General features: G+C 59.3%; 21 protein-coding genes, 1 tRNA gene and 2 pseudogenes. 12 read left to right on the top strand and 12 right to left on the bottom strand.

What is annotated here, in order from left to right:
- The first annotated feature begins 86 nt into the window (after positions 1 to 86).
- Complete coding sequence (locus GGD57_RS14945; RefSeq protein ID WP_184470986.1) at positions 87 to 878, top strand: sulfite exporter TauE/SafE family protein; 792 nt, start codon at positions 87 to 89, stop codon at positions 876 to 878.
- Between the two features lie 16 nt (positions 879 to 894).
- Here GGD57_RS14945 and GGD57_RS14940 read toward each other — a convergent pair whose 3' ends face one another.
- A complete protein-coding gene (locus tag GGD57_RS14940) occupies positions 895 to 1,998 on the bottom strand; it encodes a COX15/CtaA family protein (protein WP_184470983.1) in 1,104 nt (367 codons plus the stop codon).
- 115 nt (positions 1,999 to 2,113) lie between these two features.
- On the opposite strand from GGD57_RS14940, the gene GGD57_RS14935 reads away from it, so the two are divergent.
- On the top strand, positions 2,114 to 2,323 hold the full coding sequence (locus GGD57_RS14935) for a DUF2842 domain-containing protein (protein ID WP_184470981.1): 210 nt from the start codon (positions 2,114 to 2,116) through the stop codon (positions 2,321 to 2,323).
- A 119-nt stretch (positions 2,324 to 2,442) separates the two neighbouring features.
- A complete protein-coding gene (locus GGD57_RS14930) occupies positions 2,443 to 3,684 on the top strand; it encodes a GNAT family N-acetyltransferase (RefSeq protein WP_184470979.1) in 1,242 nt (413 codons plus the stop codon).
- Here GGD57_RS14930 and GGD57_RS14925 read toward each other — a convergent pair.
- Positions 3,681 to 4,637 (bottom strand): IS481 family transposase, encoded by a 957-nt coding sequence (locus GGD57_RS14925; RefSeq protein WP_184470977.1) that lies wholly within the window; start codon positions 4,635 to 4,637, stop codon positions 3,681 to 3,683. The genes GGD57_RS14930 and GGD57_RS14925 overlap by 4 nt on opposite strands.
- Positions 4,638 to 4,830: 193 nt before the next feature.
- Positions 4,831 to 6,999, bottom strand: a complete 2,169-nt coding sequence (locus GGD57_RS14920; RefSeq protein WP_184470975.1) for a GumC family protein — start codon at positions 6,997 to 6,999, stop codon at positions 4,831 to 4,833.
- A gap of 190 nt (positions 7,000 to 7,189) precedes the next feature.
- Between GGD57_RS14920 and GGD57_RS14915 the strand changes: the two genes are divergently transcribed.
- The 4 genes and pseudogenes from GGD57_RS14915 (at position 7,190) to GGD57_RS14900 (ending at position 11,786) form a co-directional block, all read left to right on the top strand.
- Complete coding sequence (locus GGD57_RS14915; RefSeq protein ID WP_184470973.1) at positions 7,190 to 7,765, top strand: polysaccharide biosynthesis/export family protein; 576 nt, start codon at positions 7,190 to 7,192, stop codon at positions 7,763 to 7,765.
- 3 nt (positions 7,766 to 7,768) lie between these two features.
- Positions 7,769 to 8,939: pseudogene (locus GGD57_RS14910) on the top strand (glycosyltransferase family 4 protein).
- A gap of 55 nt (positions 8,940 to 8,994) precedes the next feature.
- The gene (locus GGD57_RS14905) at positions 8,995 to 10,557 is read left to right on the top strand and encodes an undecaprenyl-phosphate glucose phosphotransferase (RefSeq protein WP_184470970.1); all 1,563 of its coding nucleotides are present in this window, start codon (positions 8,995 to 8,997) and stop codon (positions 10,555 to 10,557) included.
- On the top strand, positions 10,554 to 11,786 hold the full coding sequence (locus GGD57_RS14900; protein WP_184470962.1) for an O-antigen ligase family protein: 1,233 nt from the start codon (positions 10,554 to 10,556) through the stop codon (positions 11,784 to 11,786). Before GGD57_RS14905 ends, GGD57_RS14900 begins: the two co-directional genes overlap by 4 nt.
- Before the next feature lie 18 nt (positions 11,787 to 11,804).
- Here GGD57_RS14900 and GGD57_RS14895 read toward each other — a convergent pair whose 3' ends face one another.
- The 3 genes from GGD57_RS14895 to GGD57_RS14885 form a co-directional block, all read right to left on the bottom strand.
- The gene (locus tag GGD57_RS14895) at positions 11,805 to 12,638 is read right to left on the bottom strand and encodes a carbohydrate ABC transporter permease (protein WP_184470960.1); all 834 of its coding nucleotides are present in this window, start codon (positions 12,636 to 12,638) and stop codon (positions 11,805 to 11,807) included.
- Positions 12,638 to 13,531, bottom strand: a complete 894-nt coding sequence (locus GGD57_RS14890) for a carbohydrate ABC transporter permease (protein WP_184471172.1) — start codon at positions 13,529 to 13,531, stop codon at positions 12,638 to 12,640. The genes GGD57_RS14895 and GGD57_RS14890 overlap by 1 nt, the downstream gene beginning before the upstream one ends.
- A 126-nt stretch (positions 13,532 to 13,657) precedes the next feature.
- Positions 13,658 to 14,992, bottom strand: a complete 1,335-nt coding sequence (locus GGD57_RS14885) for an extracellular solute-binding protein (RefSeq protein ID WP_184470958.1) — start codon at positions 14,990 to 14,992, stop codon at positions 13,658 to 13,660.
- Between the two features lie 178 nt (positions 14,993 to 15,170).
- Here GGD57_RS14885 and GGD57_RS14880 point away from each other — a divergent pair, with 178 nt between their 5' ends.
- Positions 15,171 to 15,806 carry a GNAT family N-acetyltransferase gene (locus GGD57_RS14880; protein WP_184470956.1) on the top strand — a complete coding sequence of 212 codons (636 nt, stop codon included), beginning with the start codon at positions 15,171 to 15,173 and terminating at the stop codon, positions 15,804 to 15,806.
- A gap of 143 nt (positions 15,807 to 15,949) precedes the next feature.
- Here GGD57_RS14880 and GGD57_RS14875 read toward each other — a convergent pair whose 3' ends face one another.
- Entirely contained in the window at positions 15,950 to 17,707 is a 1,758-nt protein-coding gene (locus tag GGD57_RS14875) for a glycogen debranching protein (protein ID WP_184470954.1), read from the bottom strand.
- A gap of 200 nt (positions 17,708 to 17,907) precedes the next feature.
- Here GGD57_RS14875 and GGD57_RS14870 point away from each other — a divergent pair, with 200 nt between their 5' ends.
- Positions 17,908 to 19,089, top strand: a complete 1,182-nt coding sequence (locus GGD57_RS14870; RefSeq protein WP_184470952.1) for an ROK family transcriptional regulator — start codon at positions 17,908 to 17,910, stop codon at positions 19,087 to 19,089.
- Between the two features lie 49 nt (positions 19,090 to 19,138).
- Positions 19,139 to 19,432, top strand: coding sequence for a helix-turn-helix domain-containing protein (locus GGD57_RS14865; RefSeq protein ID WP_085736836.1), 294 nt, complete (start codon positions 19,139 to 19,141; stop codon positions 19,430 to 19,432).
- A 37-nt stretch (positions 19,433 to 19,469) separates the two neighbouring features.
- Here GGD57_RS14865 and GGD57_RS14860 read toward each other — a convergent pair whose 3' ends face one another.
- Positions 19,470 to 19,682, bottom strand: coding sequence for a hypothetical protein (locus GGD57_RS14860; RefSeq protein WP_085736835.1), 213 nt, complete (start codon positions 19,680 to 19,682; stop codon positions 19,470 to 19,472).
- 217 nt (positions 19,683 to 19,899) lie between these two features.
- Between GGD57_RS14860 and GGD57_RS14855 the strand changes: the two are divergent.
- Positions 19,900 to 20,104: pseudogene (locus GGD57_RS14855) on the top strand (DUF982 domain-containing protein); the annotation flags it as partial.
- Here the strand turns inward: GGD57_RS14855 and GGD57_RS14850 are convergent.
- The gene (locus GGD57_RS14850; protein WP_184470948.1) at positions 20,101 to 20,316 is read right to left on the bottom strand and encodes a hypothetical protein; all 216 of its coding nucleotides are present in this window, start codon (positions 20,314 to 20,316) and stop codon (positions 20,101 to 20,103) included. The pseudogene GGD57_RS14855 and the gene GGD57_RS14850 sit on opposite strands and share 4 nt — an antisense overlap.
- Positions 20,317 to 20,879: 563 nt before the next feature.
- On the opposite strand from GGD57_RS14850, the gene GGD57_RS14845 reads away from it, so the two are divergent.
- Positions 20,880 to 21,512 (top strand): class I SAM-dependent methyltransferase, encoded by a 633-nt coding sequence (locus GGD57_RS14845; protein WP_184470946.1) that lies wholly within the window; start codon positions 20,880 to 20,882, stop codon positions 21,510 to 21,512.
- Positions 21,513 to 21,593: 81 nt separating this feature from the next.
- Here the strand turns inward: GGD57_RS14845 and GGD57_RS14840 are convergent.
- The 3 genes from GGD57_RS14840 to GGD57_RS14830 all read right to left on the bottom strand — a co-directional run bounded on the left by GGD57_RS14840 (position 21,594) and on the right by GGD57_RS14830 (position 25,453).
- A tRNA-Pro gene (locus GGD57_RS14840) sits at positions 21,594 to 21,670 on the bottom strand.
- A gap of 166 nt (positions 21,671 to 21,836) precedes the next feature.
- The gene (locus tag GGD57_RS14835) at positions 21,837 to 22,577 is read right to left on the bottom strand and encodes a hypothetical protein (protein WP_184470944.1); all 741 of its coding nucleotides are present in this window, start codon (positions 22,575 to 22,577) and stop codon (positions 21,837 to 21,839) included.
- Positions 22,578 to 22,972: 395 nt separating this feature from the next.
- Positions 22,973 to 25,453 (bottom strand): hypothetical protein, encoded by a 2,481-nt coding sequence (locus tag GGD57_RS14830; protein ID WP_184470942.1) that lies wholly within the window; start codon positions 25,451 to 25,453, stop codon positions 22,973 to 22,975.
- Positions 25,454 to 25,762 lie beyond the last annotated feature (309 nt).

Raw genomic sequence — 25,762 nt, 5'->3', positions numbered from 1 at the left:
CGCTTTCGGCTCGATCATCGGTGCCGAATGGGCTATGAGAGCAAACCGTCCCCGCCGCCGATCCCAGAATCACGGAGCCTGATGTCATGACGCTCGATGCGCTCGTCGATGGCGTGCACGCATGGTTTACCACAGCCCCGCCCGACCACGGCATCTATGCGCTGATGGCGTTTGCCTTCATCGCCGGGCTCGCCCGCGGCTTTTCGGGCTTCGGCGCCGCACTGATCTTCGTTCCGCTCGGCGGCGCGATCGTCGGTCCAAAACTGATCTCGCCGATCCTGCTCGTCATCGACGGCATTGCGTCACTCGGAATGATCCCGCCGGCCTGGCGCGGCGCCAACCGGAGAGAAGTTTTCGTCATGGCGGCAGGTGCTGCGCTCGGCGTGCCGGCCGGGACGGCGATGCTGGCGCTGCTCGATCCACTGCTCTTGCGCTGGAGCATCACCGTCATTGCGATCAGCCTGCTCGCGCTCCTCGCATCGGGATGGCGCTACCACGGCGCCCCATCGGCGCCGCTCACCAGCGGCGTCGGCCTGATCGCCGGGCTTTTCAGCGGCGCGGCACAGCTCGGCGGACCGCCTGTCGTCGCCTACTGGCTTGGCGGCAAGAGCGACTTCACCCGCGTCAGGGCGAATGTCGTGCTCTATTTCTCGATTTCGTCCGTCTTCAGCGCCATCAGCTATTATGTCGGCGGACTGTTCGTGCCTGCCGTCTTCGCGCTCACCGCCGTCATCCTGCCGAGTTATGCGGTCGGGCTCTACGGCGGCTCGAAACTGTTCGGCCTCGCCGAGGAACGGACTTTCCGCATCAGCTGCTACGTTCTGATCGCCGCGGCGGCGATCATCGGCATGCCGCTGCTCGATGGGGTGCTGCGGTAGAACGAAGGCTCTTCGCTCAATCGTGCTCGGCGATCATCGTGCCGTGCGGGTATTCGCCGTAAAAGCCGCGCCAGTTGGCGACGGCGAAACCGAAAACCACCAGGGCGCCGGCCTGATGCAGCAGGCCCCAGTGAAGGGGCACCTGCATCAGCAGCGTGGCGATGCCGATCGCCGCCTGCAGCGTCACCAGAGAGAAGAGCAGCACGGCGCGGCGTGCATGGGTGGTCCACGATGCGGCGCGAAGCGCGATCACCATGTTGATCAAGGTCAGCGCGAAGAGCGTATAGGCGCCGATGCGATGAATGAACTGCACCGTCTTCGGGTTCTCGAAGGCATTGATCCAGAAGGGCTGCTGAATCAGCAGATCGGAAGGGATGACGGCGCCGTCCATCAGCGGCCAGGTATTGTAGGAAAAACCGGCGTCGAGCCCGGCCACCAGGGCGCCGAGATAAATCTGGAACAGCGCGAAAACGGCGATCGCGGCGGCAAAACCGCGCGAACTGCGGGCCGGCGCCGGATCATCCGAATGTGGCGAGAGGCCGCGCATGATCCACATGCAGCCGGCAAAGATCAGGCAGGCCATGACGAGGTGCGTCGCCAGCCGGTATTGGCTGACGTCGGTGCGCACGGACAGACCTGACGACACCATCCACCAGCCGATGAAGCCCTGCAGGCCGCCAAGCGCCAGGATGCCCAGAAGCGGCCAGCGCAGGCGCTTTTCGATCCGCCCGGTCAGCCAGAAATAGAGGAGCGGCAGCGCAAAGATCACGCCGATGCCGCGGGCGATCAGCCTGTGCGCCCATTCCCACCAGAAGATGCCCTTGAACTCGTCGACGGTCATGGAACTGTTCAATTGCTGAAATTCGGGAATACGCTGGTAGAGGCGGAATTCTTCCTCCCATTCGGCGGCCGAGAGCGGCGGGATGACGCCGTGGATCGGCTTCCATTCGGTGATCGACAGGCCGGAATTGGTCAGCCGCGTCGCGCCGCCGACGAGCACGAGACAGAAGAGCGCCAAAAGCACGAAACCAAGCCAGAAGCGCAAGGCGCGGCGGTCGCGGTTCTGCTTGCGCACTTCGCTCAGGATCGCCTGTTCCGTGGTCAAGTTTGCGACGGCCATGATGTCTCCTTCTATCCGGCAGTTGATTTGCCCCACCGGCTCATGCAAAACAAGCCCCGAACCTTTGCGGCATGCCGTCGCGCCGGTTCGTCCCGTCCCTTCCGAGAGATAACCGATGCCTGTCCACCTCCGCAAATTCATCGGCACGATCCTGATCATCGTGCTCGTGCTCGGCTATGCGCTGGTGGCGAATACGATCGCAGTGGCAACGCTCGGCAACGCGCCCTGGTGGGGACACCTGCTCTATTTCCTGCTGACCGGCCTGCTCTGGGTCCTGCCGGCAATGGTGATCATCAAATGGATGGCCGGGCCGCGGCAGCAATAGGCCATTAACGGCCGAATAACCGTGATCGGCGGAAAACCTCGCCCATCGCCTGCGAGTAAACCAAATATACGTCCTGCATTCCTACTTTCCCGTTCAGCATTCTTGACCGGAGAAAAGCCGTGCAGACGCAAAAGCTCGATGTTCATGAACAGCCGTCGGAGGACGGGGCGCTGGCCCAAACGGCCATTTCGCGCCTGCGCCAGCTGAGCATGAAACTCGCGATGGCCGAAGTCGACATCAGTGTTTTCGACGCGATGCAGCCGCTGGAGGAGGAATGGCGGGCGCTGGAGCGCGACAATCTCCAGTCGCTGCATCAGAGTTACGACTGGTGCGCCGCCTGGGTGAACGCCTTTCAGCGGCCGCTTGCGATCCTCAAAGGCACCTATTCCGGCAAGGCAGCGTTCATTCTGCCGGTCGAAATCGTCAAATCCCGTGGGCTTGCCGTCGCAAAATTCATCGCCGCCGATCATAGCAACATCAATACCGGCCTGTTCTCGGAAGGCTTTGCCGAAACCGGTGGAACCATTGATCCCGACGACTTCGCCGGCCGGCTCCAGCAGGCGCTGAAGGGCCGCGCCGATCTGCTGCTCTTGCAGAACATTCCGCTGGAATGGCGTGGGCGGCAGAGCCCGCTTGCGGGGCTGCCGATGGTGCAAAACCAGAATCACGCCTACCAACTACCGTTCCTCTCCACTTTCGAAGAGACGCTGAAGCAACTCAACGCCAAGAACCGGCGCAAGAAATTCCGTGTTCAGTCGAAACGTCTCGAGGCGGCCGGCGGCTTCGAATACCTTGTCCCCGAGACATCGGAAGAACAGCACGGCCTGCTCGATACGTTCTTCCGGCTGAAGAGCGCCCGCTTCGCCAGCCTCGGCCTGCCCGACGTCTTCGCCGACAAGGAGACCCAAGCCTTCCTGCACGGCCTTATCGACAAGCTGGATGACTCCAACCGATATTTTGGGCTGCAGATGCATGTGCTGCGGCTCAAGGGCGAACATCAGGGCCGCGTCGCCGCGATTTCAGGGATTTCACGCAAGGGTGACCACATCATCTGCCAGTTCGGCGCGATCGACGAAGAACTGGTGCCGGATACAAGCCCCGGCGAATTCCTCTATTGGCAGACCATCTCGGCACTGCATGACAAGGGTATCGCGCTGTTCGATTTCGGCCTCGGCGACCAGACCTACAAGCGTTCCTGGGCGCCGGTGGAGACCGCGCATTACGACGTGGTGCTGCCGGTCTCGCCGTTGGGCGTCGCTGCCGGTGCGGCGCACCGGATCGTCACCCGCGGCAAGGCGCATATCAAGGCGCGCCCCAAGCTCTACAAATTCGCCCAGAGCATCCGGGCGCGGATCGGCTAGATGTGGAGCCTCAACAGGTTGTCCCCGATCAGACCGAGTCTACTGACAGGCGGTTTGGATTGTAGGCTGCCGTGCGGGCGATGCCAATTGTAACGGTGGAGCCAGAGCGGCAGGTCGGTGGCGCGCTGCTGCGAGGTTTCGTAGGCCTTGGCATAGGCCCATTCGCGTAGCGCGGTCTGGACGAGGTGTTCGGCCTTACCATTTGTCTTTGGCGTATAGGGTTTGGTGCGGATGTGTTTGATGCTGAGCCGCCGCAGCGCCTTGGCGTATCGATGGGAACGGAAGCTTGTACCGTTGTCGGTCATGACGCGCTGCACCTTGACGCCATGGGCTTTGAAGAAGCGCAAGGCATTGAAGAGAAAGCGCAGACAGGAGCGTCGCGTCTCGTCGGGTAATATTTCCAAATAGGCCAGGCGTGAGTGGTCGTCGATGGCCAGATGGACGTATTCCCAACCGATGCCGCGGCTGTTGCTCTGCCCGGTGCGATCGCCGGTAATGCGGTGGCCGGTCCGGTTGAATTTGCCGAGTTTCTTGATGTCGATATGGATGAGCTCGCCGGGCTGGTCGCGTTCGTAGCGCCGCACTGGCTCAGCCGGAGCCAAGGCCTTGAGCTTGTTCAGGCCAAGGCGCTTGAGGATGCGGCTGACTGTGGCTGGTGAGACACCCGTCTCCTTGGCGATGTGTTGGCCGGTCATGCGCAGGCGGCGTAACGTCTCGATCCGGGCGGCGGTGGCCTGCGAGGTCGGATGATACAGGCGGTGCGGCCGGGAACTGCGATCATCGAGACCGGCCTCGCCCTCCTGTCGATAGCGCCTCACCCATTTGTAAACGGTCTTCACGCAGACGCCGAAAGCCGCGGCGACGGCCATCGGGCGCTGTCCTTCGATCAGCACGCGGTGCGCAATTACCGCTCGACTGCGCGGCGTGAGGCGGGCATTCATATGGATGTCCATTCGGTCCCCCGAGAATCACTGAAGCTTCGACAACCTCAGCTTTCCCGGTCCGAATCGAATGGACAACCTATTGGAAGCTCACACCTAGAGCATGTCGCGCAAAAGTGGCCCGCGGTTTTACGATAACGACATGCGTAAAAACAAAGACCTAAAGCGCGAGGAGCGAATCTGAAAGATCGCAACGCGCTTTAGTTTAGGCCGCCTGGCCGAGCATCTGCTCGGCCCCGTCGCCGCCAGACATCAGCACGACGCGTTCGTAGCCCGCCGCCTGAAATTCCGTCATCAGCGCCACGAAAATGGTCTCCTCTAGCGCAGGCAGCGAGAGGATGATTTCGACATCCCGGCTGCGCGTCAGCCGCGAGACGCCGGCGACATCGGCCGAACCGCATTCGACCACCACGAGGTCATAGGCGGCGGCGAGCGCATCGAGCAGCAGCGACAGCCGGTCGACACCGCGCATGGCGCGGCGCACGTCGCTCTGACCCTGCGGGATGAGATGGGCATCGGAAAGGCGGTCGCCGTGGATGGTGTCGCCGAAGGCGGCCTCGCCGCACAGCAGATCGGTGACGCCAGGAGCGGCCTGATCCTCGGCCATCAGTTCCGTGGGGTAACCGGAACCGGTCATGTCGATCAGAATGACGCGGCGGCCGGCATCGGCGAGCATGCGGGTCAGCGAGACTGTCGCCGCCGAACCGTCATCACCGGTCGGAGATATCGCGATGGCCAGCGGCGCGCGGCTGTCGCTGAGATAGTCCGCAACCGAGGCGACGGAGAATTCGTTGTCGTCCACGGTCGCCTCATCAGCAACCGTCACATCCTCGACCGTATCCTCTTCGTCAGCGACCACGGCAAGCATACTCGGCTGGACGGGCTTTCTGGCGATGGCTGCGATCGGCGCGGCCTGCGGGACATCCTTCTCCTCGACGACCTCTTCCGCCTCGATTGTTTCAGGAGACGCAGCAACGGGGCGGAGCGCCCGGCCGCTGAAAAGTTCGGCGAGCATGGTGATAATGGCGCTCATGATCAGCGTCGCGACGGCGGCGACAACGACGATCGGCACCACCTTCGGGAAATAGGGATCGACCGGCTCGATCGCCTTGGAAACGATCCGGGCATCCGCCGGGCTCGAATTGCTGTCGGCGCGGGACGCGGCCTCGCGGTAGCGCACCAGATAGGTTTCGAGCAGCTGGCGCTGGGCGGTGGCCTCGCGCTCCAGCGCATTGAGACCGACCTCGTCTTCGCCGGCGCGGGCGCTGTTGGCCTGCACCGTGACCGACTGGCGCTCGAGTTCGCTGGCGCGCAGATCCGCGACCTTGGATTCATTCTCGATGCTCGCCAGGATCTTCTGCGTCTCCTGGCGGATCTGGCCCCGGATATCGGCAAGCTGGGCACGCAGGCTTTTCAGCCGCGGATGACTGTTGAGGAGACTGGTCTGCAGATCGGATATTTGCGACTGCAGGCCGGATTCCGTCGCCTTCAGCCGCTGGATCGCCTGGGACGACATGATGTCGGGCAGCGTATCGGAGGCCTCGCCCGAAGACAGCGCATTGCGCACAGCCTGCGCCCTCGCCTCGGCATTGGCCTTGTCGCCGCGCACGCGGGTCAGCTCGGCGGAGATATCGTTCAGCTGCTGGGCCGGAAAGGTGGTCGTGCCGTTCGTCTGCAGCAGCCCGTGCGTGGTTCTATATTCGGCGACCTTCTTCTCGGCTTCGCTGACCTTGCGGCGCAGGCCCTCGATCTCCGGCTCCAGCCAGCGCGTCGCTTCGGAATTGGAATCGAGCTTGGCGCCGCTCTGCGTCGACAGATAGACATTCGCCATGGCGTTCGGAATGGCGGCGGCGAGCTTCGGGTCCTTCGAGGTGAAACTGATGCCGATGACGCGCGAACCCGGCACCTGGTAGACCTGCAGGCGTTCGACGAAGGCGTCGATCACCCGCTCTTCCGGCGGATTTTCCAGCGGATTCTTCTTCAGATGCAGCTTCACCAGGATGCTGGCCATCGCCGAGCCGTTGGCGGCGTCGTCGAATTCCGGCAGATTGTAGAGCTTCAGATCGTTGATGACCTTCTTGAGAAGATCGGCCGATTGCAGCAATTGCACCTGGCTGGCGATATTCAGTTCATCCATCAGCGGACCGGCGCCGGCGTCGTTGACCTGCTGGGTGCTGGCAAAGGCCGGCGCACGCGGTTCGATCAGGACGCGGGTTTCACTGCGATATTGCGGCGACATGATCTTGGCGCCGGCAAAGGCGACGCCCGCCCCTACGAGAGTAATCGTCAAAATCCTGAGCCGCCGCGCCCAGACAGCGCGGACCAACTGGCCGAGGTCGATGTCCACATCCTGATCACGCACTACGCCGGACATGCTCTTACTCCACAACAAAGGTGCCGCAAGCGTAAACGACCATGGTAACTCAACGGTTAATGGCAATCTCACAGAGTAATGAGCAACTCCGGTGAAGGAACGCGGGAAATTGCAAGCGGTATTTACCCGGCATTAACCCTAACGGATCGATAACGGCTCTACCAAGTTCATTTTCTGTGAGCACGAACGGATGTCTGTCGTCCAGCCCAAGATTCTTCTGGCCCTGAGCCTTGCTGCCATGACGGCGGCATTGGGCGGCTGCACGACGTATAAGCCGGCGCCGAAGGCCTTTAACGAGGCGACCATCCAGCCCTATACGCTCGACAGCGGCGATCGGTTGCGTGTAACCGTTTTCGACCAGCAGAGCCTGACCAACACCTATACGGTGGATCAGGCCGGCTATATCGCCTTCCCGCTCATCGGCCAGGTCCCTGCCCGCGGCCGGACCTTGCAGCAACTCTCCGGGCAGATCGCCCAGAAACTCAAGCAGGGCTATCTTCGCGATCCCGACGTCACCATCGATGTCGATCGCTACCGTTCAATCTTCCTCATGGGTGAAGTCGGCCAGCCCGGCCAGTATGCCTATGTTCCCGGCATGACGGTGCAGAATGCCATTGCCGTTGCCGGCGGCTTTACCAATCGCGCCAACCAGAACATGGTCGACGTTACCCGCAAGATCAACGGACAGGTGCTGACCGGCCGCATCAACATATCGGGGCCGATCATCGCCGGCGACACGATCTACGTCCGCGAACGGCTCTTCTGAGCGATGACAGAACAGCCGCCGCTCCGCATCCTCCATTGCTTCAGGTCGCCGGTCGGCGGGATCTTCCGCCATGTCCGCGATCTCGTCGAGGAGCACAGCAAGGCCGGTCACGACATCGGCATCCTCTGCGACAGCTCGACCGGCGGCGAATATGAGGACAGCCTGTTCGACGATATCCGTCCCTATCTCTCGCTCGGCCTGACACGCGTGCCGATCCGGCGCTCGATCAGCCCGTCCGACATTGCGACGATGTGGGATACGTATAAGAAAATCAAAAGTTTGCGGCCGGATGTGCTGCACGGACACGGCGCCAAGGGCGGCGTGCTCGCGCGACTTGCCGGCTCAGCCCTGCGGGTGAACAGGTATCGCGTAGCCCGCCTCTATACCGCGCATGGCGGAAGCCTGCATTATTCGCGCTCCTCGCTCGGGGGACAGTTCGTCCTCAGGATGGAGCGCCTGCAGGAATATTTCACCGATGCGCTGGTCTTCATCTGCGAATATGAGCGCGACACCTATACGCGCAAGGTGGGCAAACCGCGGACGAAGACCAAACTGATCTATAACGGCATCGGCGAGCGCGATTTCGAGCCGATCCCCACCCGCTCGGATGCCGTACATTTCATCTATGTCGGAATGCTCCGGGACCTCAAGGGTCCCGATCTGTTTGTCGATGCCTTCGCCAAGACCGAACGGCTGCTCGGCAGGCCGCTGTCGGCGCTGATGATCGGCGACGGGCCGGATCGCGACCGCTACCGCGAGATGATGGTCGAACGCGGCCTCGGCAAGCGCATCGGCATGCTGCCGGCGATGCGTGTCCACGAAGCTTTCGCCATGGCGCAGAACCTCGTCGTTCCCTCGCGTGCCGAAGCCATGCCCTATATCGTGCTCGAGGGGCTCGGCGCCGGCAAGACGATCATCGCCAGCCGTGTCGGCGGTATTCCCGAGGTGCTCGGCGCAGACAGCGCGGCACTGGTCGAGGCCGGCAATTCCGACGATCTCGCCCGCGTCATGGCGGAAACGCTGAGCACACCCGACTGGCACGCCAGGACGATGCCGAAGCCGGAGGCGGTGAAAGCGGTGTTTTCCTCCGCCGTCATGGCGCGCGATGTGTTGAAATTATACCATGAGCTCGTCGATCCCGCACGCCGGCCGGGCAATGCCCACCGCCTCGTAAATATTTCTTAGGGGCTTTCTGGTACTCGCTTGCTGACAACGAGCGAAAAGCCCCCATGAACAAGCTGGAAAAAGGCGATCAATTCGACGTGGAAGCCCTGCGCAGGCAGGTCTCCGACATCGAGGCGCGCGGCGATACGGGTCAGGAAAAACCTTCCGATCCGACCGAAATCAATCCCTTTGCCCGGCAGATCGCCGAACAGTTCCGCGATGGGACCAATTCGCCTGTGATCATCATCGGGCAATTGCGGCTGCTGGAATTCATCGCACTCTTTTCGATCGCCCTGATCACCCACTTTTTCTGGTCCGGCGACGGCAATGATTCCTCGCTGATGCGGGCAGGCATGGCGGCGATCGCTGCGGCCTTGACCGTTATCGGCCTGCAGCTTGCCGATGCCTACACCATTCCCGCACTTCGGGCGAAGCTGCGGCTGATGCCGCGCATTCTGGCGTCGTGGACGATCGCACTTCTTCTGACCGTCGGCCTGTTCGCGCTCGTTCGCGGCACCACCTGGGCAATGATCGATGCCTATACCCCATGGTTCGTTGCAGGCGCCCTCTTCCTTGCGGCCGAACGCTTCCTCGTCGCCTACGGCATCCGCAACTGGGCGCGCAACGGCATCATGGAGCGGCGGGCCGTCATCGTCGGTGGCGGCGAGCCGGCCAAGGAGCTGATCCGCATCCTCGAACAGCAGGATGACAATGACATCCGCATCTGCGGCATCTTCGACGATCGCGGCGAAAAGCGCTCGCCGATCATGGTCGCCGGTTATCCGAAGCTCGGTACCGTGGCCGAGCTCGTCGAATTCGTGCGGCTGACGCGCATCGACATGCTGATCATCGCGCTGCCGCTTTCGGCCGAGGCGCGTATCTACGACCTTTTGAAGAAACTCTGGGTTCTGCCGGTCGATATCCGCCTTGCCGCGCATGCCAACCGGCTGCGCTTCCGACCGCGCGCCTATTCCCATGTCGGCTCGGTGCCGATGCTCGACATTTTCAAGAAGCCGATCCGCGACTGGGATTCCGTCGCCAAACGCGGCTTCGATATCTTCTTCACCCTTGTCGCGCTGGCGCTGCTCTGGCCGGTGATGGTGGCGACGGCGATCGCCATCAAGGCGACCTCCGAAGGCCCCGTCTTCTTCATGCAGAAGCGGCATGGCTTCAACAACGAAGTCATCAACGTCTTCAAGTTCCGCTCGATGTACACCAACATGGCCGACCCCACGGGCAAGGCCGCGGTGACCAAGGCCGATCCGCGCGTTACCCGCGTCGGCCGTATCATCCGCAAGAGCTCGATCGACGAATTGCCACAGCTTTTCAACGTGCTGAGGGGCGAACTCTCGCTGGTCGGCCCGCGCCCGCATGCCGTTCTCGCCCAGGCCCGCGATCGTGCCTTTTCCGATGTCGTCGAGGGGTATTTCGCCCGTCACCGCGTCACGCCCGGCGTCACCGGCTGGGCGCAGATCAACGGCTGGCGCGGCGAAGTCGACAATGATGAGAAGATCAAGTTCCGTACGGCCTACGACCTCTATTACATCGAAAACTGGTCGCTCTGGTTCGATCTGAAAATCCTGTTCCTGACGCCGATTCGGCTGCTCAACACGGAAAACGCCTATTGAGCGCGATCGAGGCGACATATCCCCGTGTCGCCCAACCGCAGCGGATGACGCTGCGCCTGATCGGCTCGGCCTTCGTCGCCTTCGGCGTCTTCCTCTCCGGTTTCGTGATCGACGAGCCGGCGCCCTATGAACTCTGGATGGCGGGGCTGATCGGCCTCTGGTTCATCCTCGGCCTCAAGATCTCCCGCGGCGTGGCACCGCTGCTTGCCCTGCTGCTCACCTTCAACATCGGCGGCATGCTGTCGCTGACGCAGATGAGGGATCTGGCGACGGGGCCGATGTATATTGCGGTTTCGACCTTCCTGGCGCTGACGGCAGTCTTCTACGCGGCGATCATCGAGGACAGCCACAAGCGGCTGCCGCTGATCTTCAACGCCTGGGCCTTTGCTGCCGTCGCCACGTCGGCGCTGGGGATACTCGGTTATTTCCACGCCTTTCCCGGCGCGGAAATCTTCACGCTCTACGACCGCGCCAAGGGCGCCTTCCAGGACCCCAACGTCTTCGGTCCCTTCCTGGTGCCGCCGTCACTCTATCTCGTCCATGGCATCCTGGTCGGCGACCTGAGGAAATCGCCGCTGAAGGCTGCCGCCCTGCTGGTGCTGGCGCTCGGCATCTTCCTTTCTTTTTCCCGCGCCGCCTGGGGGCTGTTCGCCCTCGGCGTGGGACTGTTGATTTTCATCATGCTGCTGAAAGAGCGCAGCGGCGCCTTTCGCCTGCGGGTGCTGGTCCTGTCGCTGGCGGCGATCATCATGCTGGTCGCCTCGCTACTGGTGGCGCTGCAGATCCCCAAGGTCGCCGAACTGTTTTCGACACGCGCCCAGCTGGTGCAGCAATATGACGGCGAACATCTCGGCCGCTTCGAGCGCCACCGGATCGGCTTCACCATGATGATGGAGCGCCCGCTCGGCATCGGCCCGCTGGTGTTCGGCACGATGTTTCCCGAGGACGAGCACAATATCTGGCTGAAATCGCTCACCACCTATGGCTGGCTCGGCTTCGTCAGCTATGTCGGCATGCTCGCCTGGACGCTGGCGCTCGGCTTCCGATACCTGCTGCTCGACCGGCCGTGGCAGCCCTTTCTGATGATCGCCTGGATCTCGGTCCTCGGCCATGCGACGATCGGCAACGTCATCGATATCGATCACTGGCGCCACGTCTATCTGCTGCTCGGCACGGTCTGGGGCTGCGCGGCGCTGGAAGTGCGCCACAAGCGTAACCAGAGACAATAGCGCCGAGCGCATGTCGGTCTATTTCGCCGCTCCCGCCGTCAAGCCGACGATAAACCGCCGCTGGAAAACCAGATAGGTCAGAATGAGCGGGAAAATCACGATCACCGCGCCGGCGGTCAGAACCGGCGTGTTGACGGTGTAGCGTCCCTGGAAAAACAGCATACCGAGGGGCAGCGTCCGGTAGGCGTCGTCATTGACCAGAATGAACGGAATGAGAAACTCGTTCCAGGTCCAGATGAACAGGAAGAGCGCCAGCGTCGACATTGCCGGTATCATGAGCGGGATCACGATCTTGCGCAGGATATAGAAGCGTCCGGCGCCATCGAGGACCGCCGCTTCGAGAACTTCCTCCGGCAATTGCTGCATCGCGCTGGCGAGGAAGATCGTCGAGAATGGGATCGACATCGCGATCTGCGGCACGATGAGAGCCGCATAGGTATTGATCAGCCCGAGATACCGCATTTCATAATAAAGCGGGATGATGAAGGCCTCCGCCGGCACCATCATGCCGAGCGTCAGAATGGCGAACAGCGTGCGCCGGAACGGAAACGACAGGTAGGCGAAGGCAAAACCGGTCAGCAGGCCGAGAAAGACGCTGGCGGCAACGACGGGGATGACAACGGTGATCGAATTCCAGAAGTAGATGTTGAAATGCCCGGCATTCCAAGCATCGACGTAGTTTTCGAAATGCGGATAGGCCGGCAAAGCGAATGCGCCCCTGAGAACGTCAGGCTTGCTCTTTATCGACGTCAGCAGCAGAAGCAGGAACGGCGTGATCGTGACGAAAGCAAGAAGCCAGAGGACAATGCGAAGGAATAACGTGGCGCCTGGGATGTTGGACGAACGGCTCATCAAGCCAATCCTTTACTTTTTGAGCCCACCAGCCGGTGAATTGCAAAGTTGATTGCGAAGGTCAGCAACGCGCCGACAATGGCGATGGCGGCTGCGGCGCCGAACCGATTGAGCTCGAAGCCGAGCTGATACATGTAGATATTCGGCACCAGCGTCGCATTGGCGGGGCCGCCGCGGGTCATTGTAAAAATCAGGTCGAAGCTTTTGATCGACGCGATAACCGTCAACAGCAAAACCACCCTTATCTCGGGCATGAGAAGCGGCAGCGTTATCCAGAAAAAGGTCTTTCGCGCCGAAGCGCCGTCGACCTTGGCAGCGTCGAAAAGAGACGGGTCGATGCGCTGAATTCCGGTGAGGAAGATGACCATGCAAAAACCGAAGAAATACCAGGTGGCAACGATCCCGACCGCGGGAAGCACGAAATTGAAATCTCCCAGCCAGGGCAATGCGAAGCTGCCCAATCCGACGGCTCTCAGAAACTGGTTGAACGGACCGAATGCAGGATTGTAGAGCCATGCCCAGATGATGCCCAACACCGCCGTCGGCATGATGTAGGGCAGGAACAGGAACGTCCGCAGGGCGAGCTGTTCGCGTTGCTTCAAATTCCAGACGCAGGCGGCAAGCGTGATGCCGAGTACGAGCGGCAGGACGCAGTAGAAGATCATCAGCTCGGCATTGTTGCGCAAGGCGATGTAAAAACGACTGTCGGCAAAGAGATCGGCGTAGTTGCCGAGACCTACCCACCTGGGCATGGTCAAGCCGTCCCAGCTGGTCAGGCTCAAACCCAAAGCCGCGATAATCGGCCCAAAGACAAAAGCCACGTAGAGCAGCAATCCAGGCAATAGATAGATAAAATTGGTATGCTGCGAGCCATCAAGTGCGGAGCGTTTCATCCAGTACTCCATGAAGCCAAAGCTCTGGTCGTCGCGCGGCAAGCCAGAGCTCTCGGCGCTCTTTCAGGATCGGCGAGACGCAGGCCACGACCGCCGGGCGGGCGGCCGTGACGTGCGCCCGTGCTATTACTTCTTGTCCTTCAGATAGGCCTGATAATCCTTGTCCATCGCATCGACAAAGGCTTCGGGCGTGATCTTGCCTGACAGAAGAAGTGGCGTGTTGTCGTCGATCGTCTTCAGCATCGTCGGGCTGGACCAATCGGGGTAATGGCCGAGCGCGTCGTTGGCGTTGAGCGTCTTCCACATCTCGATGCCGGAGGTCAGGAGCGGCGTGAGCTTGGGCTTTGCATCCGCCGGCAGCGATGTTGCCGGAAGATAACCGGCAGCGGCCCAGCTTTCAGCGGCCTTTTCCGAAACCATATAGTCGATGTATTCGCCGGCCAGGTCCTGCTTTGCCTTGTCTTTGGCCAGGCTCGTGATCGCCCAGGCAAGATCGACGCCGCCGACACTCATGGGCTTGGAAACACCCTTCGGAGCGGGAATGGCCATGAAGCCGATATCCGGATTATTTTGCATGTCGCCGAAGTACCAGGTTCCGGAGATCAGGAATGCGCCCTGCCCCGATATGAAAAGCTGGACGGCGTCGTCACCGGAGATGCCCTCGAACCCCGGGTAGAAATAGCCGCCTTGCGCCCATTTCTGCACGAGTTTGGCCGATTCGATGTTGCCCTTGGTGTTCCAGGAGCCGCCTTTGCCGTAGATCAGGTCGTCAAGTTCGGCGCGATTGCCAGCGTCGATATGTGCCTGATCGATGGCGCCGATCATGTGCAGGGCCAGATGCTGCTTTGCCGAGCCCATCATGAAGGGCGCGACGCCTTTTTCCTTCAGCTTGTCGAGATCGGCCAAGAGTTCCTCGAAGGTCTTCGGCAGCGCCACGCCGGCGTCGTCGAGGATCTTCTTGTTGTAATAGAGACCGACGATCTCGCCGAGGCCTGAGATGCCATAGGTCTTGCCGACCCCGAATTTCGGTCCGTCCCAGCGATCCCGGGCAAGCACGGAATCCGACTGACGCTTATCCCAGCCATATTTCTTGATGTACTCGTCGACCGGCAGGAGCAATCCTTCCTTGACCATCGCGCCCATGTCGCCGGCGCCCTGGTTGACCTTGGTGATGACAGGGCCATCGCCTGCCGAAACCGCAAGCTTCAGCGTCAGCTTCATGTCGTCGAAGGTGCGGGCGGTGCGTTTGATCGTGACACCGGGATGCGCGGCTTCGAACTCCTTGTTCAGTTGCTCGATGACGGCGCTCTGGCCTTCGAAGGTTTGGTCGTCCCACACGGCCAGATCGTCGGCGCGGGCGGCGGAAAGGCCGAAACTCATAAGCGCCGCGCCAGCAAGCGCGACAGCGGCTTTCAATCGGTATGCCGGCAGTATGCTGATCGATTTCACGGTTCTTTTCATCTGCTCCACCTCATTTGGTTTATTCTCCACTCCCCCGTCCGAACCTTGCCTATGGCACCGGCCGAACGTTTCCTTGCCCAGGCCTTTGCCGGGCCTGCGAATCTGAGGTAATCGTCAACGCATTGAGTCTCTCTCGCGACCTATGACGACAAAGCGCCACGCAGGAGGTGGCAAAGCGATGGACACCGACTGCTTCATCCGTCCGGCGATTGAAGCCGATACCGAAGCTCTTTTCGACATCTGCCTGAAAACCGCCAATGGCGGCGAGGATGCCAGCGCGCTTTACAGCGACCCGCATCTGCCCGGTTACATCTGGTCGGTACCCTATCTCAAATTTGCCAGAGACTTTGCCTTCGTTCTCGTTGAGGACAACCGGCCGGTCGGCTATGTCGTCGGGGCGCCCGATACCAGCGGGTTCGACAAAGACCTGGCCGCAAACTGGTGGCCGTTCGTGCGCCAACAGATCGCCGGACTGACGCCCACCTGTGCGCGCGATGCCGACGTGGTGGAACGCATTCAAAATCCGCGCAGCGGAACGACGTGGCTTCAAGAAGATTATCCCGCGCATCTTCACATCAACATTCTTCCCGGTCTTCAGTCGGGCGGCTGGGGGCGCAGGATGATCAGCACCGAGCTTCAGGCGCTTCGAAAGCACGGGATCAAAGCGGTGCATCTTGGTGTCGATCCAAACAACCAACGCGCCAGAGGTTTTTACCGTCACCTCGGCTTTTCCGAATTCGAGCGCGATGGCTCCGTCGCCTTTGCCATGCGGCTCGATGAGGGATCCGGCGAGAGCCTTTCCGTCATTCTTTGAATCACGAAACCGCTCCAGCCTTTTGTTTTCACGCGATTCCCGGCAAAAGCGCCTCGCGCTTTGCCTGGGCAAAAGTGCTTTTCCCGGCAAAACCGCGGCACGGTTTTGCTGGAATTGCTCTGGAAGCGACGGTGCCGTCATGCTCATGACATTGGCTCCGAATTTGCAGCGTCAAGCCCGTATTTCAAAACAACTGCCGCCGGCATGGTGCTCCAGCCCTGAAGCAGGGATCCGCGCCCGTAAGGCGGCGAGAAATATTCCACCGCACCGATCCAGCCATTGTCGAGACAGGTTTCCCACCAGCGCGTCAGCGCATAGCGCGCACCACCAAGTCCATGACGAAGGCGTTCCTCGGCATAGGCGCCATCCCAATAGGGCCAGTCCGAGCCATTATGGTAGCGGTAGGGAAACGCGGTCTTGGATCGCAGATCGCTTTGCCGCTTGAAGGGCGGATAGGCGCACATCACCCCCCAACTGCCATAGGGCTGTTCCTGATTGTGGCGCGTTTCCAGTTTGCTTTCAAAAGCTTTCAGCATGCCGACGGCCTTCTGCTGCGAAATCGCAGCAAATCGCGACAAGGTCAGGCTGTCGAGGGCCAGATGATCCTCGACAAAAGCGCCGGGCGTTCCGTAGTCGACATATCCCCCCGTCGCCGGGACGAAGAGTTTGGCCTCGATTTCCCGGCGGGCAAGGTCCGCTGTCCTGCGGGCGCGCTCGGCAAGCGTCGGATCGAAATCCTCGCCGAGCCTTGCCATCGCATCCATGGCGCCGACGAAAAGACCCAGATCGTATGAGACAAGGCCCTCGCGATAGACGTTGTCGGCCCAGTCCCGGTCGTTGCGCGCCTTCAGCGGCAGAACGCTGTCGGGGCCGGCCAGGCTGAGATAGCGATCCGCTATAGCCCGAACCGTTGGCCAGTGCAGTTGCACCTCGGCTAAATCTTTCGTTGCGCTGAAATAGTCGCTCAGGAAAAGAACGAAGAAAAGCGGGCTGTCGAAGTGGTCGCTCCACCAATCCTGCGGTCGGTTATGGTACTCCGGAACGGCTCTTTTGTGGGTTTTGGGATTGGCCTTGCTATCGGCGACAAAACGCTGCCAGGCCTCCGATTGCGCAGGCCCTGTCAAGATCACGCCGCTTGGGGCTTCTCCATCCGGCTGCACCCCCTTGGCCAGCAGCCGGATTTCGTCGCGCACCGCCTCGGGGGCAAGCGTCAGCAGCGGCTGCATCGTCCAGTAGCCATCGCGGTAATAGGTCCGTGCCGGAGCACTATAGGCCTGCCCGGCGGCAAGGCCGGCAAAGGCGCCGTTTTCGTCGCGCCGGATGCTGGAAAGGGCGGCATGGATCCCCTGGCTGACCATGCTGCGCATCAGCGGGTCGGCCTCGGGCGTCAGATCGCACCGCGCCACATATTCGGCGGCTTCGGCAATGATCGCTTCGCTGGTGAGGTTGAGAGCGCTCTCGGCTTCGTCTCTCGAAGCGCCGACGGCAATCCGCAGATCCGGACCGAGAGCGTCGACAATGAGAACGCCCCAGGCCATTTCGAAAGTCCGCCGATGCTGGGTCCGAGTGAGCTTCACCCTCGCACTTTGCCCATCCGGCTCGTGCCACCAGGCGCAACGACGTGCGGGATAGACGCCCTGAAGGCTGACACCGCGGATCAACATCACCGGCAGCGACTGCGCGACGAAGACGCCGCCATCGTTGGACACCATACGGTTCGGGGCATAGCTATAAGGGCCCCCGATTGCAGAAAATCTCACGCGCCCCAGGCTTCCGGCGCCCCAAAGGGCGAGATCGGCATATCCGTCCGGATGAACATCCGCCTGAAGGCGTGGCGCCATTATCGGCAGTAAAACGCCGTCTTCGGCGAAAAGCTGTCCATCAGTCGAGGGCTTTATCATTGGCAATCCCCGCACGTTTGATCCCAGCCTACAGGCCGACCTCCTTTTGTCAAGGACATAGACAAAACGATGGCCGCGGTGTACTGAAAATGGGTACGCACGCTTAGATAACGCCAAGAATGCGCCGTGCCGCGATAATGGCCAGCCAATATCGCCCTAATTAAGTATATGCTCCGAACTAATTGGACCGAGTTAGCGGGATGGCAATGACCCCTTCTGTCGTACAGACTCCGATCGCACGAAAAATTTCAACCAATGCCGTGATCCGCACCGTGTTGGCGAGCGGGTCGATCTCTCGCGCCGATATCGCCAAGCTCACCGGCCTATCGAAACAGACGATCTCCGATGTCGTGCGCGACCTCGAGGATGATGGATGGCTGAAAGCGATCGGGCAGACCGATGGTCGCCCCGGCCGCAATGCGATCATCTACGAGATCAATGCCAGGGCGGGACTGGCCGCCTCCATCGATCTCGGGGGCACCAAGATTGCTGCGGCTATCTGCGATCTCTTGGGAAATGTGGTTGCCGAAACCAAAGTGGCCACCGATCCGCGTGGCGGAATGCATCTCGTCAATCAGTTCAGCGACATTATCGTCGAACTCGCCTCTGCGGCCGGGACCACTGCCGACAAGCTCCGTCTCGCCGTTCTGGGCAGCCCCGGCGTGCTCGATCCCGCCACCGGCCATATCAATGTCGCGCCGAACATTCCCGGCATCGACGCCATCAATCTGCGCCAGGTCTTCAGCGACAAGATGGGCATACCGGTGATCGTCGAAAATGACGTCAACTTGGCCGCGCAAGGCGAGAGATGGCGGGGACATGGGGTCGAGACCGGCGATTTTGCATTCATTGCGCTCGGAACGGGCGTCGGCATGGGCATCATCGCCAACGGCGCCCTGTTGCGCGGCGCGCGTGGCGCGGCCGGCGAGATCGCCTATCTTCCGATCGGCGGAGATGCTTTCGATCCCGGCGGGTTTACGCTTGGGACCTTTGAGAGCGCGGTCGGCAGCGTCGCGATGTTGCGCCGCTACATCGGTTTCGGCGGGCGCAACGCATCCACCGTGGCCGATCTCTTCGCCGCGTTCAACGCAGGAGAGGCCAGTGCTGCGGCCGCAATCGAAGAGACGGCAAGGCTGGTGGCGGTCGCCATTGCGGCCATCGGCGCAACTCTCGATCCCGAGCTGGTGATCACCGGCGGCAGCATCGGCGCAAGACCGGAACTGGTAAACGCCATCCGGAATTTCCTGCCGCGTTGCACGCCCTATCCGCCGCGCATCGAGATCAGCCGCTTCGGCAACCGGGCCGCCCTGATGGGAGGCATGGGGATCGCGGTCGAGCGCATGCATGACGATCTGTTTGGGGTGAAATTGAAGGACGCCTGATCGGCCCGCACCACTTGAGAACTACGGTGAATGCGCTAGATTTTCGGTCATGATAACAGCAACACAGATACGCGGCGCACGCGCCATGATCGGCATGAGCATCGAAGAGCTGGCCGCGGCAAGCGGCCTGCCGGTCGAGACCGTAGCGGCGCTCGAGACAGGCGAGTTTACGGGCGAGCCGCATGCGCTGTTCGATGTGCGCAGCACGCTCGAGGCGCACGGCATCATCTTCCTGTCGAGCGGCAATCAGGATGAAGGCGGCCCCGGCATTCGGTTGCGTGCGCGCACCTCCAGCGACGACGGCATCCGGCCGGAAAACCTCAACGCCGCCAACGACGACTGACGGAACCAATCCGCCAGCGATCGAGCAGAACTGAATATCAGAGATAGGTCTTTGCAAGATCGGCGAGTTTACCGCTGTCCTTCACGCCCTGCCGGTAAAGCTGAATAATGACCGCACCGATCCGCTCGGCCTCGGGCGTCGTCCTGACGAGGCCGCGCTCGTCGCAAACCTTGTCGAGCACCCCAGACAACAGATCGAGATCTTCCGAAAACAGCGGTAAATCATGCGGATGGATTGATGATCGTAACATCACGCCGCATTTCCTCCGAGGGCAAACGCATTCACGCTTGCATTGCCGGCCGCCCTCCGCAACCGGCAAAAACGATTATGCGCGAGGGCTTGAACTTTAGCAACTATGCAAATTCCCCAAAACAAAATTAGGGAACAAAATTTCGTCTCGCGCGTTGCGGCGGCCTTTGAGGCAGAAACCAGCTGGTCCGGAGGTTGGGTAAAACACGCCTTCCCTCCCCGTCCGGGTCTTTTCTCCGGAGCAGCCTGATCGTTTCCACCGTCAGGGAAGCCGTCGATTATCTCAAACCATGGCCAAGCAAGCCAGGGCATCATTATCGTCGCGCCGGCACTGCCTGGATGCGCTCGACGGGCTGCGCAGCCCGCGCGGTGGGCTTCTTCATCACGGCGGCAAAAACGGCGGGATTGTTGCTGTGGGATTAGCTGCGGCGGCCGCCGGCGGCGAACTGGGGCTGGATAAAGCCTTCGGTGATCACCTTGGCGGTAAGCTCGATCACCCGTTCCTCGGCGAGTTCGGCGAGCGCCAGGGCGACATCACCCTCCGACCAGCCGGCTTTGACGGCCTCATCCGACAGGGCCTGGAACGCACTGGAGAGGGCCTGTCTGCAAGTGAGATTCTGCTTCATATCCGCCATGGGTTCGCACTAGGCTATTGTGACCAAGGATAATGTTAATCTACACATATTCACAGGAATGCGAAGAGATTTCACGTTTTCTTAACGTCAAAAACGGGTTATCTACTCTAGACTTGATGCAGTCTTAACAAATTTCAACAAATACCGCCTTTCTGGATTGAAACAGCACAAAAAAGAACTATTGGATTTATTCACTATACACCTTCAAATGGTGTTTCATCACGTTATTTATTTTAAATAGTTAAAGCGCGGGCATCGACCCAGCAACCATTTGAGCCACGACGGGAACATTGTGGCCCCGTTTTCAGCACCTTCCCTGCCCCCTGTCAATCAGCTTCGGATCTTTCATAAAGGCGATCCTCGAGCGCCAGTTGCCCACGATGAACGGGCTGGAGGATGCCGCGCAAACGGCACAGCCAACGGCCGGGCGCCCCCAGCCGCTTCGAGCGCCTTCGGTGCTAATCACTTTAATACCACAGGGGGACCACACTGCCGTCAAAGTCCGCCGTACCATTGCGTTTGCGTATCATCGGGTTGACGGGCCCACGACTCCAGGAGGCAAAATGTCTATCGAACTAGACGCGACGACCTATGTGCATGCCAAGCAGACGACCGCCCATTCCTATATTTTGCCGGCCGTTGTCGATGTTCTCGAGAACAGTTTTCAGGAGGCAAATGAAACGGCGGTCTTCGACCTCGGCTGCGGTACCGGCGGTGCTGCAGCCGTGCTTGCCGGAAAAGGTTATGACGTCGTCGGCGTCGATCCGTCCGCGGACGGTATTGCCAAAGCAAGAACGGCCCACCCCGATCTTCCGCTGGAAATCGGCTCAGGCTACGAAGATCTCTCCAGCCGGTATGGGACCTTCGATGCGGTGATCAGCCTCGAAGTGGTGGAGCATGTTTATGATCCCAAGGCTTTCTCGGCCACCATGTACGATCTGGTGAAGCCCGGCGGCATCGCGGTGATGTCGACGCCGTTTCACGGCTACTGGAAAAATCTGGCCTTGGCCGTCAGCGGCAAGATGGACGACCATTTCATGCCGCTCAAAGACCATGGCCACATCAAATTCTGGTCTCCCGGAACATTGAGCACGCTGCTGCTGGACACAGGTTTCGAAGACGTCGACTTCGAATATGTCGGGAGAATTCCGCTGCTGGCAAAATCGATGATCGCGGTCGCCCAGAAACCGCACTGAAGGTCCGCCGTTCTTCGCCATGACTGCGAGAGTGGCCGCCACATGAAACGTGATGTTTTGACTGGATTTCAAGGGGATAAATGGTCGGGGCGACTGGACTCGAACCAGCGACCCCTTGACCCCCAGTCAAGTGCGCTACCGGGCTGCGCTACGCCCCGACCAGCTCTTATGAGCAGGATTTCCCTAGTCTTTCGGGCTTTCGGATGCAAGCCCTTATTTTCGTGCCCACAGAACAAATCGGCATAAAAATCCTACTGGTGGGACTTTGGGAGCGAGAAGTCCCACCGGGCGTTCCCATATTGTTCCCGCGCGAGCCTGCGTGCGTCAGACAAAGCAGGTTCGAAACGATGAACGCGTGAACGCGCCGGCAGCTTGGAAATACGGTCCATAGTGAGAAATTCGGTGATGTAACGCCGCTGCTAACCCGTTTGCTCTTTGTCGTCGGTCCGCGGACAGCCTTTCTCGTATAAGTACTTTGAACCAATAGCTGTCTCGCTCGTCTAATGTATATCGCGGGTCCTTTATATAAAAGATCGCATCGAGAATTTGGGCTGGGTCATTAGTTGAGCTAAGCGCTCCCACTTTGCGACCAATAAAGTGCTCAATGGAAGCTGTTCCTTCTCTAATCTTGGTGTTGTCGGATATAATCAGCACGCGCAGCTGCCCGTCTTTCGGCACGAATTTTTCGTACTCTTCGAATTTTTTTTCGGATTTGCGTACTGTTTTCATGACTTGGTTCATCATGAAGTCGGTCATCTTCTTTGTGGCACTGTCCGGATCTGGTAGCTGCCTAATGATCGCTTTGAAATTCATTCTGCCGACCGCCCAAAATGGTGCGCCTTGCTGATCGGCAATTTTTTGCAGCTTTTCGTAAAATTGAGACTGGTCAACAGCGTTCCGTGATTTCCTTTCGATGGCGATTTCACCATCTAAGATGAGATGGTCCGGGGCTTTATGTTGCTTGCCATTGCCAAGGCGGTTCATCTCATCAGGTATCAACTGATCACGGAATAAATCCTCAATCGACATTCTTACAACGTCATCCACCGATATTGTATTTTCCATCTATTGAACTCGTCTATGTCGGGCGGCTCACACTACTATCGGAGTTCGTCTGCGCGCTTATTCTACCCTTGGAGGAACAAGAACAATGTAGGAACATTTTACCACAGCTGCAACCGTCCTAAAATCGCTGCGCGGTAGCCGGCAGCAAAGGGCAATTGGATTACGTGTGAGCGTCTCGCCGAACCTCGCCTGAGCGAGATGCCTCCATCCAATAGTTCTGTCCCAACAAAGTTTAGCTCTGCAAATTGTTACATTGTCTCAAGAGCGAGTTGAGACGGAAGGTGAAATGATGGACTGGCAGGCCATTCGCCTCGCTCTGTTCGATGTTCGCTAGCCGTCCCTGAGATTTGTGGCGCTTAGCCACCGGCAGCAAGATACGAGGCTAACCCGACAGATTAGGCGGCAATTGGACTCGTGGTGGAAGAGCGAGCTTTGAGCAGCCTGAGAATTGACAACATCACCTCGGGGGCCTGTTCACCCGCTTGTTTATCCCAATGTGCCCCCAGGCCCAAATAACGTTCTGAAGTCAGGTCAGCCAGTGTATGCAAATCGCTGAAATCATGAACTGCATGCATTTTCTTACCATCGACCTTTTCCCAAGCCCCTCGTATCCCATGCTCTGCAAACAGCTCGGTTCGGGTAAAAAGAACAATAGGATTGACTGGTTCGCCTTCCAGTTTGGATCGGCGACCCCACAAGGCCAGATGCCGGAGCCGTCCAAGTTCCGCTAAACTCAATTCTTCACTCTTGCGAAGCGTAGAAACAACCATGACTGAGCCTGGAAAACTCTCGGCGACCTTCTTTAGTGTTTCGATTGCCTCGCTGTTGATCGAGTTGCGGCCAAAGCTTTTCGCTTCGCCTACGACGAGAAGAGGCTCGTCACACTCGTCCCCTCCAAACCGGCCCGCCCGATGCCATGCCACAAAATCAACCTCGCAATTTAGAGGCTTTAGTGTCAGCCCAGTCGACCAAGTCATTTCTGTGTTGTGGTTGCCGGAGAGCGCACGTAAAGTTAACGCCACCGCGTAACCGCCTCGGGCATAATCCGGAGCCGCGAAGGGACCGACAATGCGATAAAACCAATCGACGTTGTCTATGTGGCTTGGCGATTGCGAAAACTCGAACCCATTGAGGCAGCGGGTGCAGACAGGTCTGTAGCTGATAGCATCCAGATCGAACCAGTTCTGATGGCCACAAATTGGACACTGAACCCGAAGTCCCGCACGAAATACTGAACGCTCCAAAAAGTAATCAAGCTTGTTCCAGTAACCAAAGGAACGCTTTTCTCGCTCCTTGAAATGCTGGCGGATTGTATTGACATGCTTTGAGCGATCAGGGACAGCTTGCGAGACGCGTCTGCCGTTCCGGCTGACCTCGGAGTGGCCCTCAGCCATTTCGCCAAGTAACTTCAGCGTATCGAAGTCGCCGAACATGCCGGATGCCTGCAATCCTCCCGCAGCGGTAATAACTTGGGCTGCGATCTGCCCTTCCTCAGATGGTGTGGCTGTTATTCCCTGTGTCGCCAGCCACCCAATAATGGCACTCCGCCCTGGTTCGACTTTTAAATGAGAGTAACCGATATCGTACTCAACTTCGACTAACCATCCCTCTCTCGTAACCCGGAAATCTCCTCCCGAGAGGCGCGGGTATCCGGGCTTCCATAAATTGGAGGGGTACACCGTGGCAACTGAACCCTCACGATAAGCCGTGCTCGGAGCAATCACATTCATCCAGCGCGCTTGTGAATAGCGCTTCGACCGGTTGGCAAATGGAGGCGATGGAGAAGGAATTTTTAGGGAGCCCTCTCTCGACGTTTCCTCAAACGTGACGGGCGCGCCGTACGCGATCATCTTACTGTCGCGCCGATCACGGCCGCGCCTACTTGCCTCCCATGATGAGATGTCAGAACCGAAATAAAACGCTCCATTAGGAAGGTCCGCGAGGTGCTCCTTCGCAATCTGGTCGCGCCGTTTCTCATCTATTGAGGAAGCAAAGCAGATTACACCATGGAACATCGTTCCGAAGGGATTGCCCGGTATCGGCCGGTGTATTGCATTGATTTCTTCGCGGATAAACTCTGCACATTCGCCGAACCAATTGACATTGATGGGCGCCACGTGGCGCGCAACTAACCGAAAATTCCAGTAGTCAATCACGTCACCCGGAACAGTTGGGTCGAAAACATAAAACGTTTCATCTCGATAGCCGCGTCCAGGCCTTTCGTCCAATTCATGTCCCGTAACCCAGAATGGCCCCAGAAACCCATCTTTCAAATAGCGGAGTGCGGTATTGGCATCCGGAGATAAGGGAACGGGCGAGAAAGCTTCGTCATATGCTCTCGAGATATAGGCCAGAGGCGCCTCGGACGGATAGCGACCACATACGACATCAAAGAATGCATCACCTTCAACGTCAGCGATTTTAGCGAATGGCTCCTTGTGACGGCGCTCGTATCGGTAATCTGTATCGTAGAGATGCGCTATGGCTTCAAAGATGTCGATGCCAAGCGGAAATTGGACGCGGCCGCGATCATCCAACCCATAAAACTCGTCGAGTGGGAGAATGCGCGGCATACTGAGGTACCGCTCACCTTCAGCCCAACCTAGCGTCTTCGCCATGCCGGGCGTAGTTTCGACCAACACATCAGGTTCAAAGAAATTTATGTACTCTCGGGCGATATCTAATCCGGTTGCCTTAGAATGTGGACGGCGCCATCGGTCACCGCAGTTTTGGAAATACGGAATGATCGGATTGTAACGTCCCCCCCACAGACAAGTGTTCAGGCGTGCTATACGACTGAGCAGCGCGAGGTCTTCGACAGGTGTGAGGAAACCAATACGAACAGGGCGGAAGCTAACTGAGCCTGAAAGTTGCATAAACGATCTCGACGGCTATTTCGGCGCTGTACTTCGCGTATAATCTACGCCGATATCTTCAACTACTACAAGATTGTTATAGCAGACACCACATATCTTCAGCTGCGGTCCTATTGCCGGCTTCCCCCGAAGGCGATCTCACAAAGACGGTCTTACTGAAGAGCTTTGCCAGGTTCAATTGAGGCGTCCCGCAACTGAACCGCCTCAGCGCTGGTTCACTACTACGTTTGTCCACTTATCTAACTGCCACAGCGTGAACCATTCAAGGTGGATCAGCGAATTGCAAGACGCGTGCCTATCTTCGCAGTT

The organism is Rhizobium esperanzae, assembly GCF_014197615.1.
GTDB classification, from domain to species: domain Bacteria; phylum Pseudomonadota; class Alphaproteobacteria; order Rhizobiales; family Rhizobiaceae; genus Rhizobium; species Rhizobium esperanzae_A.
This window is presented reverse-complemented; position numbering and strand designations above follow the sequence as displayed.

Excerpts from the sequence above, each read along its gene's own strand:
- GGD57_RS14885 (WP_184470958.1), bottom strand. The coding sequence starts at position 14,992 with ATGAAAAGAACCGTGAAATCGATCAGCATACTGCCGGCATACCGATTG.
- GGD57_RS14920 (WP_184470975.1), bottom strand. The coding sequence starts at position 6,999 with ATGTCCGGCGTAGTGCGTGATCAGGATGTGGACATCGACCTCGGCCAG.
- GGD57_RS14865 (WP_085736836.1), top strand. The coding sequence starts at position 19,139 with ATGATAACAGCAACACAGATACGCGGCGCACGCGCCATGATCGGCATG.
- GGD57_RS14890 (WP_184471172.1), bottom strand. The coding sequence starts at position 13,531 with ATGAAACGCTCCGCACTTGATGGCTCGCAGCATACCAATTTTATCTAT.
- GGD57_RS14945 (WP_184470986.1), top strand. The coding sequence starts at position 87 with ATGACGCTCGATGCGCTCGTCGATGGCGTGCACGCATGGTTTACCACA.
- GGD57_RS14905 (WP_184470970.1), top strand. The coding sequence starts at position 8,995 with ATGAACAAGCTGGAAAAAGGCGATCAATTCGACGTGGAAGCCCTGCGC.
- GGD57_RS14935 (WP_184470981.1), top strand. The coding sequence starts at position 2,114 with ATGCCTGTCCACCTCCGCAAATTCATCGGCACGATCCTGATCATCGTG.
- GGD57_RS14870 (WP_184470952.1), top strand. The coding sequence starts at position 17,908 with ATGGCAATGACCCCTTCTGTCGTACAGACTCCGATCGCACGAAAAATT.
- GGD57_RS14895 (WP_184470960.1), bottom strand. The coding sequence starts at position 12,638 with ATGAGCCGTTCGTCCAACATCCCAGGCGCCACGTTATTCCTTCGCATT.
- GGD57_RS14940 (WP_184470983.1), bottom strand. The coding sequence starts at position 1,998 with ATGGCCGTCGCAAACTTGACCACGGAACAGGCGATCCTGAGCGAAGTG.
- GGD57_RS14860 (WP_085736835.1), bottom strand. The coding sequence starts at position 19,682 with ATGTTACGATCATCAATCCATCCGCATGATTTACCGCTGTTTTCGGAA.
- GGD57_RS14845 (WP_184470946.1), top strand. The coding sequence starts at position 20,880 with ATGTCTATCGAACTAGACGCGACGACCTATGTGCATGCCAAGCAGACG.
- GGD57_RS14850 (WP_184470948.1), bottom strand. The coding sequence starts at position 20,316 with ATGGCGGATATGAAGCAGAATCTCACTTGCAGACAGGCCCTCTCCAGT.
- GGD57_RS14830 (WP_184470942.1), bottom strand. The coding sequence starts at position 25,453 with ATGCAACTTTCAGGCTCAGTTAGCTTCCGCCCTGTTCGTATTGGTTTC.
- GGD57_RS14835 (WP_184470944.1), bottom strand. The coding sequence starts at position 22,577 with ATGGAAAATACAATATCGGTGGATGACGTTGTAAGAATGTCGATTGAG.
- GGD57_RS14880 (WP_184470956.1), top strand. The coding sequence starts at position 15,171 with ATGGACACCGACTGCTTCATCCGTCCGGCGATTGAAGCCGATACCGAA.
- GGD57_RS14925 (WP_184470977.1), bottom strand. The coding sequence starts at position 4,637 with ATGGACATCCATATGAATGCCCGCCTCACGCCGCGCAGTCGAGCGGTA.
- GGD57_RS14915 (WP_184470973.1), top strand. The coding sequence starts at position 7,190 with ATGTCTGTCGTCCAGCCCAAGATTCTTCTGGCCCTGAGCCTTGCTGCC.
- GGD57_RS14875 (WP_184470954.1), bottom strand. The coding sequence starts at position 17,707 with ATGATAAAGCCCTCGACTGATGGACAGCTTTTCGCCGAAGACGGCGTT.